We start from the raw sequence: 9906 nt of genomic DNA, 5'->3' as shown, positions 1-9906 counted from the left end.
CGGCGGTCTTGTCGTCCCGCCAGAAGGACGGGATGACGACCAGGTGCTTCGCGCCCATCGCCTGGGTGAGCGCGGCGACCTGGCTGACGTGCTCCCAGGTGGAGTCCCAGACGGAGGGGCCGCGGTGCAGGCCGGTGAAGACGGTGCCCGCGGACACCTTGAGGTTCCGCTTGTTCACCTCGTCGGTGAGGCGGGCCGGGTCGGTGGGCAGGTAGCCGTACGGGCCGAGCTCGATCCACGAGTAGCCGGCCTCGGCGACCTCGTCCAGGAAGCGTTCCCAGGGCACCTGCACGGGGTCGTCCGGGAACCAGACGCCCCAGGAGTCCGGGGCCGAGCCGACCCGGATGCGGTCCAGCACAGGGGGCATGTCAGGACTTCCCTTCGGGCGCGGTGGCCGCGGACGCGGTCAGGTCTTCCTCTTCCGGGAGCTCCTCGACGTCCACGCCCCGGACCTGCGCCAACTCGTGCTTCAGCGCGGCGAGTTCGGTGCCGCCGGCCATGTGGTTGGTGAGCTCCTCGAGGCTGACCTCGTCGCGGGAGGCGTTGAGCTCCATGGTGCCGAGGCGCAGGACGCTGAAGTGGTCGCCGACCATGTAGGCGTGGTGGGGGTTGTGGGTGATGAAGATGACGCCGAGGCCGCGGTCGCGGGCGGCGGCGATGTACTTCAGGACGACACCGGACTGCTTGACGCCGAGGGCGGCCGTGGGCTCGTCCAGGATGAGGACGCGGGCGCCGAAGTACACGGCGCGGGCGATGGCGACGCACTGGCGCTGGCCGCCGGACAGCGTGCCGATGGGCTGCTCGAGGTCGTCTAGGACGATGCCCATGTTGCGCAGTTCCTCGTCGGCCGTCTTCTTCATGGTCTCGATGTCGAGACGACGGACCGGCCAGGGGCCCTTGGTCATCTCGGAGCCGAGGAAGAAGTTCCGCCACACCGGCATCAGCGGGACCACCGCGAGGTCCTGGTACACCGTGGCGATGCCCTTGTCGAGGGCCTCGCGCGGGGTGGAGAAGCGCACCGGCTCGCCGTCGACGAGGAACGCGCCCTCGGTGTGCTGGTGCAGACCCGAGATGATCTTGATGAGGGTGGACTTGCCGGCGCCGTTGTCGCCGAGGACGCAGGTGACCTGGCTGGGGAACACCTTCAGGTCGATGCCGTGCAGGGCGCGGATGTTGCCGTACGACTTGCCGGCGCTGCGCAGTTCGACGACGGGGCCGTCCTGCTCGGGGGCCTTGTCGGTGATGACGGCGCCGTGGGTGCCGGTTCCGTTGCTGGATGTCATGTCGGTCACCTCCGGGTCGCCGTGCGTTGCACGTACAGATTGATCAGGACGGCGCCGAGCAGCATCACGCCGAGGAACGCCTTGAACCAGTCGGGGTTCCAGCCGGCGTAGACGATGCCCTGCTGCACCATGCCGAACATGAAGGCGCCGAAGACGGGGCCGATCGCGGAACCGGCGCCACCGGTGAGCAGGCAGCCGCCGATGACCGCCGCCGCGATGTAGATCAGCTCCTGGCCCACGCCCTCACCGGACTGCACGGTGTTGAACGAGAACAGCTGGTGCATCCCGACGAACCAGGCGCCGAAGCCGACCAGCATGAACAGCGAGATCTTGGTGAACGTCACCGGCACACCCACGGCGCGGGCGGACTGCTGGTTGCCGCCGACCGAGAAGACCCAGTTGCCGTACTTGGTACGCAGCAGCACCCATGTGGCCAGCGCCGCGAAGACCAGCCACCACACGACGGTGATCTTCACGTTGACGCCGCCGACGTCGAAGGAGGAGGCGAAGATCGCCTTGGCCTGGTCGAAGCCGTCCATGTCGCTGATGTCGTCGGTGGCGACATTGCCGGTGATCAGCTTGGTCACCGCCAGGTTCACGCCCTGGAGGATCAGGAAGGTGCCCAGGGTGACCAGGAAGCTCGGCAGTCCGGTCTTGACCAGCATCCAGCCGTTGAACAGGCCCACCGCCAGCGACACGATCAGGGCGACGATCACGCCGACCCACACGTTCATCGTCAGCTGGTAGCTGATCATGCTGGCGGTCAGCGCCGAGGTGATCACCGCGACACCGGCCGACAGGTCGAACTCGCCGCCGATCATCAGCAGCGCGACCGGCAGGGCCATGATCCCGATCGTCGACGACTGGTAGAGGATGTTGGCCATCGAACTGCCGTCGCGCACCGGCGGTGCCGCGATCAGGAAGAAGACCAGCACCGCCACCGCACCGAGGAAGACACCCACCTCGGGACGGGCCAGCAGTCGGAGGGCCAGGGGACGTTCGGCCGTCCGCCCGTCCTTCTCCTTGCCGGGGCCGGGGGCCGGCGGTGTGGTCACCGCCGGCTCAGCCTGTTGGGTCATGCTCATCACCGAGTGCCCTTCGCGGCGTACTTGTCGATGGTCTCGACGTTCGTCTTGTCGACGAAGGCAGGTCCGGTCAGTACCGGCTGCTCGCCGCCGCCCATGTAGTTGCCGTTGTTCTTGTAGAGCCACAGGGAGTCGATCGCCAGGTAGCCCTGGAGGTAGGGCTGCTGGTCGACGGCGAACTCGATGTCGCCCTTGCTGATCGCTCCGGTCAGTTCCTTGTTGAGGTCGAAGGTGGCGACCTTCGCCTTGGCGCCCGCGTCACCGATCGACTGCACCGCGGTCAGCGCGAACGGCGCCCCGAGGGTGACGACGTAGTCGAGGTCGCTGTCCTGCTTGAGCTTGGCAGTGATCGTCGACTTCACGGACGGCATGTCGGTGCCGTTGACGTTGAGGGTCTGCGTGGTGCCCTCGAACGTCTTCTTCACGCCGTCGCAGCGCTGGGTGAGGCCGATGTTGCCCTGCTCCTGGATGACACAGACGACCTTCTTGGCGCCCTCCTCGTTCAGCCGCTTGCCGAGCGCCTCACCGGCCACGGTCTCGTCCTGACCGAAGAACTCCATCAGGCCGAGCTTCTGCCATTCGCTGACACCGGAGTTGAGGCCGACGACGGGTATGTTCGCCTTCTTGGCCTTGCCCACGACGTCCTTGAGGGCGTCCGGCTTGGCCAGGGTGACCGCGATGCCGTCGACCTTCTGGTCGATCGCGTTCTGCACCAGGTTGGCCTGGGTGCCCGCGTTCGGGTCGGACGAGTAGATCAGCTTGATGTTGTCCTTGGCGGCGGCGGCCTCGGCACCCTTGCGGACGATGTCCCAGAAGGTGTCACCCGCCGCCTGGTGCGTGACCAGGGCGACCGTCATGCGGGGCGTGGTGGCCTTGCCCGCCGCGGCGTCCGCGGCGCCTTCCTCGGACTTCTTGCCGCCGGAGCCGCTGGAGCAGCCTGCGAGCAACGCTGCCGCTGCGGCCACGGCCACCATGGGGACCAACCTGCGGGAGCGAGAGTAAGAGCGGTCCATCTTTCCAGCACCTCACTGTGCGACGGGGGTGTGCGACGGGGGAAAGGGATGATCACTGGGATCCATGGCCCGGGCCTGGGAAGTCCGGGTCGTGTGCCGTGGAACACGGCTGTTGCGCTGGGACGGGATCCAATCGCTGGATGCGCCCGCTGTCAATACTTTGTTAAGACATCATTTCACAAGCAGGTCCGAATGTAAGTACAAAGTATTGACAGCGTCGGCCTTCACGTCCTACACCTGGGAGGCGGCAGGCCCCCTGGGACCCGCACCCCCAGCCCAGCTCTAGGAGCGTCGCGCATGGCCGAGTCAGCCAAGCCCTTCGACTTGATCACAATGGGAAGAATAGGAGTCGATCTCTACCCCCTGCAGTCCGGCCTGCCTCTTACGCAGGTGGAGACGTTCGGCAAGTTCCTCGGAGGTTCGGCCGCGAACGTCGCGGTCGCCGCCGCGCGGCTGGGCCGTACCACCGCCGTCATCACCCGCACCGGCGACGATCCCTTCGGCGCCTACCTGCACGAGGCCCTGAAGGACTTCGGCGTGGACGACCGCTGGGTGACGCCCGTCGCGGTGTACCCGACGCCGGTGACGTTCTGCGAGATCTTTCCGCCGGACGACTTCCCGCTCTACTTCTACCGGCAGCCTAAGGCGCCTGACCTGGAGATACATTCCGACGAACTGGACTACTGGGCCATCCGCTCGGCCCGTGTCTTCTGGATCACCGGCACCGGTCTGAGCGAGGAGCCGAGCCGCTCGGCCACGCTCGCCGCCCTCAAGGCGCGCGACAAGGCGGGCACGACGGTCTTCGACCTCGACTGGCGCCCGATGTTCTGGACCGACCCCGAGGAGGCCCGCCCGTACTACGCGGAGGCGCTACGGCACGCCACCGTCGCCGTCGGCAACCTCGACGAGTGCGAGATCGCCACCGGGGTCCGCGAACCGCGCGCCTGCGCGGAGGCGCTGCTGGCCGCCGGTGTGGAGCTGGCGGTGGTCAAGCAGGGTCCCAAGGGCGTGCTGGCCGTGCATCGCGACGGCACGGAGACCGAGGTGCCGCCGGTGCCGGTCGAGGTGGTCAACGGCCTCGGCGCGGGCGACGCCTTCGGCGGCTCGCTGGTCCACGGGCTGCTGTCCGGCTGGGACCTGGCCACCACCATGCGGTACGCCAACGCCGCCGGCGCGCTCGTCGCCTCCCGCCTCGCCTGCTCCTCGGCGATGCCCACCGAGTCCGAGGTCGAGCACCTCCTCGCCCAGGCGTCGTGACGGCCGGCCGAGCCCCCTTCGAACGGAGCTTTCCTTTGAGCATCACCATCCCCGACCTCACCGCGATCAGGGCCCGCAGCCCCGAGGCGATCGCCGAGGCCGCCGCCCGCCGGACGCGCCGCCCGCTGATCGGTGACAGCGGGCGCCTGATGATCGTGGCCGCCGACCATCCGGCCCGCGGCGCCCTGGGCGTCGGCGACCACAGGCTCGCGATGGCCGACCGAGCCGATCTGCTGGAGCGTCTGTGCGTCGCACTGTCCCGGCCCGGCGTCGACGGGGTGCTGGCCACCGCCGACATCCTGGAGGACCTGCTGCTCCTCGGCGTCCTGGACGACAAGGTTGTCATGGGCTCCATGAACCGCGGGGGCCTGGCCGGGGCGTCGTTCGAGATGGACGACCGCTTCACCGGCCACCGCGCCGAGGACATCGCGCGGATGCGCTTCGACGCCGGGAAGCTGCTCGTGCGTATCGACTACGACGACCCGGGCTCGCTGAGCACCCTGGAGTCCACGGCCCGGGCCGTCGACGCCATGGCCGCGCTCCGGCTCCCGCTGTTCGTGGAGCCGTTCATCTCCCGGCGCGTCGACGGCAAGGTGCGCAACGACCTGTCCGCCGAGGCCGTCACCAAATCCATCGCCATCGCCTCGGGGCTGGGCGGCACCTCCGCGTACACCTGGCTGAAACTGCCCGTCACCCATGACCCCGACGACATGGCGGAGGTTCTTGAGACGTCCACCCTGCCCGTCGTTCTGCTCGGCGGTGAGGTCGGGAGCTCCGCCGAAGCCCAAGCGGGCGCGTACGAGCGCTGGCGCAAGGCGCTCCAGCACCCCACCGTCCAGGGCATGGTCGTCGGCCGCTCGCTGCTCTACCCGGCCGAGGGCAGCGTGGAGACGGCGGTGGACACGGCCGTCGGCCTGTTGTGACACGGATTGTGAGGCGGAGAACACGATGACGTATCACCTTCCCGCGGGAAAGGCGCTCGGCGGCCCGTACGTCGTGGACGTCACGCCCGAGAAGGCCGGCTGGGGCTACTCCAGCCTGCGGATCCTGGAGCTGCCGCCGGGCGGCTCGCACACTTTCGAAACCGGCGACAGCGAGTGGATCGTGCTGTCGCTGACCGGCGGCTGCACGGTCGAGAGCGCGGACGATTTCGGCCACGAGACGTTCCACATCACCGGCCGTGACAGCGTGTTCAGCGCCGTCAGCGACTTCGTTTACGTGCCGCGCGACGCCCGTACGACCGTCTCCTCCACCGGCGGCGGACGGTTCGCGCTGACCGGCGCGCGCTGCACCCGGCGGCTGCCCGCCCGGTACGGGCCGGCGTCGTCGGTGCCGGTGGAGCTGCGCGGCACGGGCAACAGCAGCCGCCAGGTGAACAACTTCGGCGCGGCCGGCGTCTTCGAGTGCGACAAGCTCATCGCGGTCGAGGTCATCACGCCGGGCGGCAACTGGTCCTCCTTCCCACCGCACAAGCACGACGAGCACCGGCCCGGCGAGGAGTCGGTCCTGGAGGAGATCTACTACTTCGAGTTCGCCGACCACGACGGCACGCCCGGCCTCGGCTACCAGCGCGTCTCCCCGTCCGGACACGGCCGCAACACCGACGTCCTGGCGGAGGTGCGCGGCGGCGACGTCGTGCTGATTCCCGACGGCTGGCACGGACCCTCCATGGCCGTGCCCGGCCACCACATGTACTACCTCAACGTCATGGCCGGTCCCGAGGCCGAGCGCGCCTGGCTGATCTGCGACCACCCCGATCACGCCTGGGTCCGCGACACCTGGCCGGACCAGCCCGTCGACCCCCGTCTGCCCCTCTACACCGCTGAGTCCCAGTGAGGTCCCCGATGAGCCAGTCCACCGTCCGCCTGACCGTCGCCCAGGCGCTGGTGCGGTTCCTGTCCGCCCAGTACACCGAGCGCGACGGCGTACGGCACCGGCTGATCGCCGGTACCTGGGGCATCTTCGGTCACGGCAACGTGGCCGGCCTCGGTCAGGCCCTGCTCCAGGCGGGCGAGGGCGTCATGCCGTACCACCAGGGCCGCAACGAGCAGTCCATGGTGCACGCGGCCGTCGGCTACGCCCGCCAGCTCAACCGCCTCTCCGCGCAGGCGGTGACGACGTCCATCGGCCCCGGCGCGACGAACCTCGTCACCGGTGCCGCCCTGGCCACCATCAACCGCCTCCCGGTCCTGCTCCTCCCCGGCGACTACTTCGCCTCACACGCCCCCGACCCGCTGCTCCAGCAGCTGGAGCACCCGACCGAGGCGGACGTGTCGGTCAACGACACCCTGCGTCCGGTGTCGCGGTACTTCGACCGCATCACCCGCCCCGAGGCCCTGATCCCGTCCGCGCTGAACGCCATGCGCGTGCTCGCCGACCCGGCCGAGACCGGCGCGGTGACGCTGGCCCTCCCCCAGGACGTCCAGGCGGAGGCGTACGACTGGCCCGAGGAGTTCTTCGCCGAGCGCGTCTGGTACGTACGGCGCCCCGCGCCCGACCCGGTCGAGCTGGCGGCGGCCGTCGAGGCGATCCGGGCCGCCGAGCGCCCCCTGATCGTCGCGGGCGGCGGCGTCCACCACAGCGAGGCCGAGGCGGCCCTGAAGTCCCTCGTCGAGGCGACCGGCATCCCGGTCTCCTCCACCCAGGCGGGCAAGGGCTCCCTGCGCTACGACCACCCCGCCGACCTCGGCGGCATCGGCCACACCGGCACGTCGGTGAGCGACGACATCGCCCGCGCCGCCGACCTGGTGATCGGCGTGGGGACGAGATACACGGACTTCACCACCGCCTCCGGCACGCTCTTCCAGAACCCGGAGGTGCGTTTCCTGAACCTCAACATCACCGGCTTCGACGCGCACAAGCTGGCGGCGCGCACGCTGGTCTGCGACGCCAGGACCGGACTCGAGAAGCTGGTGGAGGAGCTGGCCGGGCACCGCGTGAGCGCGGCGTACGAGGCCGAGTACCGTGCCGGCAAGGAGCGTTGGGAGGCGGTCGTCGAGGCCGCCTACCGCGCCGACGACGAGACGGCCGTACCCACGCAGACCCAGGTCCTGGGCGCGCTGGACGCGATCGTCGGCGACGACGACGTGGTCATCAACGCGGCCGGTTCGCTCCCCGGCGACCTGCACAAGCTGTGGCGGTCGCGCTCGCCGCGCCAGTACCACCTGGAGTACGGCTACTCCTGCATGGGCTACGAGATCCCGGCCGGGATCGGCATCCAGCAGGCCGCCCCGGACACGGCCGTGTGGTCGCTGGTCGGCGACGGCACCTATCTGATGATGCCGACGGAGATCGTCACCGCGGTCCAGGAGCGCCTGCCGGTCAACATCGTCCTGATCCAGAACCACGGCTACGCCTCCATCGGCGGGCTGTCGGCCGAGACCGGCGCCGAACGCTTCGGCACCGACTACCGCTACCGCGCCGCCGACGGCACCTTCACCGGCGCCCCGCTGCCCGTCGACCTCGCCGCCAACGCGGCCAGCCTCGGCATGGACGTGCTGCGCGCCAAGACGGTGGGCGAGCTGCGCGAGGCGCTGGCCACGGCCCGTGCCTCCGACCGGCCGACCTGCGTGTACGTCGAGACGGACATCATGAACCCGACCTCGCCGGGCGCCGAGGCCTGGTGGGACGTGCCCGTCGCCGAGGTCGCCTCGCGCGAGGCCGCCGTCGAAGCCCGCGAACGCTACGACCAGCACGTCGCCGGACGCCGCCGCCACCTCTGATCGCCGTCACCACCTCTGAACTCCCCGCACACGAAAGGCCCTTCGCACCATGAAGACCATCACCCACTGGATCGACGGCAAGCCCGTCGAGGGCACCTCCGGCCGCTTCGGCCCCGTCTACAACCCGGCGACCGGTGCCCAGGAGAAGCAGGTCGCCTTCGCGACCGTCGACGAGGTCGACGCCGCGGTCGCCTCCGCCAAGGCGGCGTTCGAGAGCTGGGGCCAGACCTCCCTGGCCAAGCGCACGCAGATCCTCTTCAAGTACCGCGAGCTGCTGGACGCCCACCGCGACGAGATCGCCGAGCTGATCACCGCCGAGCACGGCAAGGTGCACTCCGACGCCCTCGGCGAGGTGGCGCGCGGCATGGAGATCGTGGAGCTGGCCTGCGGGATCAGCGTGCAGCTCAAGGGCGAGCTGTCGACGCAGGTGTCGAGCCGGGTGGACGTCGCCTCGATCCGGCAGCCGCTGGGTGTGGTCGCCGGCATCACGCCGTTCAACTTCCCGGCCATGGTGCCGATGTGGATGTTCCCGCTGGCCATCGCGTGCGGCAACACCTTCGTGCTCAAGCCCAGCGAGAAGGACCCGTCGGCGTCCTACCGGCTCGCCGAACTGGCCACCGAGGCCGGGCTGCCGCAGGGTGTGCTGAACATCGTGCAGGGCGACAAGGTGGCCGTGGACCGCATCCTGGAGCACCCGGACATCGAGGCGGTCTCCTTCGTCGGCTCCACCCCGATCGCGAAGTACATCCAGCTCAAGGCGGTCGAGCACGGCAAGCGCGTGCAGGCCCTCGGCGGCGCCAAGAACCACATGCTGGTGCTGCCCGACGCCGACCTGGACTTCGCCGCCGACCAGGCGATCAACGCCGCGTACGGCTCGGCGGGCGAGCGCTGCATGGCCGTATCGGTCGTGGTGGCCGTCGGCGACACCGGTGACGAACTGGTCGGCAAGATCGCCGAGCGCGCGAAGAACCTGAAGATCGGCCCCGGCAACGACCCGGCCTCCGAGATGGGCCCGCTGATCACCCGCGAGCACCGCGACAAGGTGGCGTCCTACGTGTCGTCGGCCGCCGAGCAGGGCGCCGAGGTCGTCGTCGACGGCACGGGGTACCGCGTCGACGGTCACGAGGACGGCTTCTTCATCGGCGTCTCGCTGCTGGACCGGGTGCCGCTGACGGCGGACGCGTACCGGGACGAGATCTTCGGTCCCGTGCTGGCCGTGGTGCGCGCGGAGACGTACGAAGAGGCCATCAAGCTGATCAACGACTCCCGTTGGGGCAACGGCACCGCGATCTTCACCCGGGACGGCGGCGCCGCCCGCCGCTTCCAGCTGGAGGTCAAGGCGGGCATGGTCGGCGTCAACGTCCCGATCCCGGTCCCCGTCGGCTACCACTCCTTCGGCGGCTGGAAGGACTCCCTCTTCGGCGATCTGCACATCTACGGCAACGACGGCATCGCCTTCTACACCCAGGGCAAGGTGATCACCACGCGCTGGCCGGACCCGGCCGACGCCGGTATCAACCTCGGTTTCCCCAGCAACACCTGACAC

Annotated in this window: 9 protein-coding genes; 5 read left to right on the top strand and 4 right to left on the bottom strand. The window is 69.6% G+C overall.

Annotation, left to right across the window (positions count from 1 at the left end; translation table 11 throughout):
- The 4 genes from ABZ078_RS29685 to ABZ078_RS29670 all read right to left on the bottom strand — a co-directional run.
- The coding region (locus ABZ078_RS29685) for a sugar phosphate isomerase/epimerase (protein ID WP_356580254.1) at positions 1 to 367 on the bottom strand (367 nt) is incomplete at its 3' end.
- A 1-nt stretch (position 368) separates the two neighbouring features.
- Positions 369 to 1283 (bottom strand): ATP-binding cassette domain-containing protein, encoded by a 915-nt coding sequence (locus tag ABZ078_RS29680; protein WP_356580252.1) that lies wholly within the window; start codon positions 1281 to 1283, stop codon positions 369 to 371.
- Between the two features lie 5 nt (positions 1284 to 1288).
- A complete protein-coding gene (locus tag ABZ078_RS29675; RefSeq protein WP_356580250.1) occupies positions 1289 to 2368 on the bottom strand; it encodes an ABC transporter permease in 1080 nt (359 codons plus the stop codon).
- Positions 2368 to 3381, bottom strand: coding sequence for a sugar ABC transporter substrate-binding protein (locus tag ABZ078_RS29670; protein ID WP_356580248.1), 1014 nt, complete (start codon positions 3379 to 3381; stop codon positions 2368 to 2370). The genes ABZ078_RS29675 and ABZ078_RS29670 overlap by 1 nt, the downstream gene beginning before the upstream one ends.
- A gap of 297 nt (positions 3382 to 3678) precedes the next feature.
- Between ABZ078_RS29670 and iolC the strand changes: the two genes are divergently transcribed.
- From iolC to ABZ078_RS29645, 5 genes are read left to right on the top strand one after another with little or no spacing between them, the layout of a single operon-like run.
- Complete coding sequence (gene iolC / locus ABZ078_RS29665; protein WP_356580246.1) at positions 3679 to 4638, top strand: 5-dehydro-2-deoxygluconokinase; 960 nt, start codon at positions 3679 to 3681, stop codon at positions 4636 to 4638.
- A 35-nt stretch (positions 4639 to 4673) separates the two neighbouring features.
- A complete protein-coding gene (locus tag ABZ078_RS29660) occupies positions 4674 to 5561 on the top strand; it encodes a deoxyribose-phosphate aldolase (RefSeq protein WP_356580244.1) in 888 nt (295 codons plus the stop codon).
- A gap of 25 nt (positions 5562 to 5586) precedes the next feature.
- Complete coding sequence (gene iolB / locus ABZ078_RS29655; RefSeq protein WP_356580243.1) at positions 5587 to 6474, top strand: 5-deoxy-glucuronate isomerase; 888 nt, start codon at positions 5587 to 5589, stop codon at positions 6472 to 6474.
- Positions 6475 to 6482: 8 nt separating this feature from the next.
- Complete coding sequence (iolD, locus tag ABZ078_RS29650) at positions 6483 to 8360, top strand: 3D-(3,5/4)-trihydroxycyclohexane-1,2-dione acylhydrolase (decyclizing) (RefSeq protein ID WP_356580241.1); 1878 nt, start codon at positions 6483 to 6485, stop codon at positions 8358 to 8360.
- Between the two features lie 49 nt (positions 8361 to 8409).
- Positions 8410 to 9903, top strand: a complete 1494-nt coding sequence (locus ABZ078_RS29645) for a CoA-acylating methylmalonate-semialdehyde dehydrogenase (RefSeq protein WP_356580239.1) — start codon at positions 8410 to 8412, stop codon at positions 9901 to 9903.
- The last annotated feature ends 3 nt before the right edge of the window (positions 9904 to 9906 follow it).

The sequence above is a fragment of the Streptomyces sp. NPDC006385 genome, assembly GCF_040612485.1.
Lineage (GTDB): Bacteria > Actinomycetota > Actinomycetes > Streptomycetales > Streptomycetaceae > Streptomyces.
This window is presented reverse-complemented; position numbering and strand designations above follow the sequence as displayed.

Coding starts and splice junctions, on each gene's coding strand:
- ABZ078_RS29680 (WP_356580252.1), bottom strand. CDS start 1,283: ATGACATCCAGCAACGGAACCGGCACCCACGGCGCCGTCATCACCGAC.
- ABZ078_RS29675 (WP_356580250.1), bottom strand. CDS start 2,368: ATGAGCATGACCCAACAGGCTGAGCCGGCGGTGACCACACCGCCGGCC.
- ABZ078_RS29670 (WP_356580248.1), bottom strand. CDS start 3,381: ATGGACCGCTCTTACTCTCGCTCCCGCAGGTTGGTCCCCATGGTGGCC.
- iolC (WP_356580246.1), top strand. CDS start 3,679: ATGGCCGAGTCAGCCAAGCCCTTCGACTTGATCACAATGGGAAGAATA.
- iolB (WP_356580243.1), top strand. CDS start 5,587: ATGACGTATCACCTTCCCGCGGGAAAGGCGCTCGGCGGCCCGTACGTC.
- iolD (WP_356580241.1), top strand. CDS start 6,483: ATGAGCCAGTCCACCGTCCGCCTGACCGTCGCCCAGGCGCTGGTGCGG.
- ABZ078_RS29645 (WP_356580239.1), top strand. CDS start 8,410: ATGAAGACCATCACCCACTGGATCGACGGCAAGCCCGTCGAGGGCACC.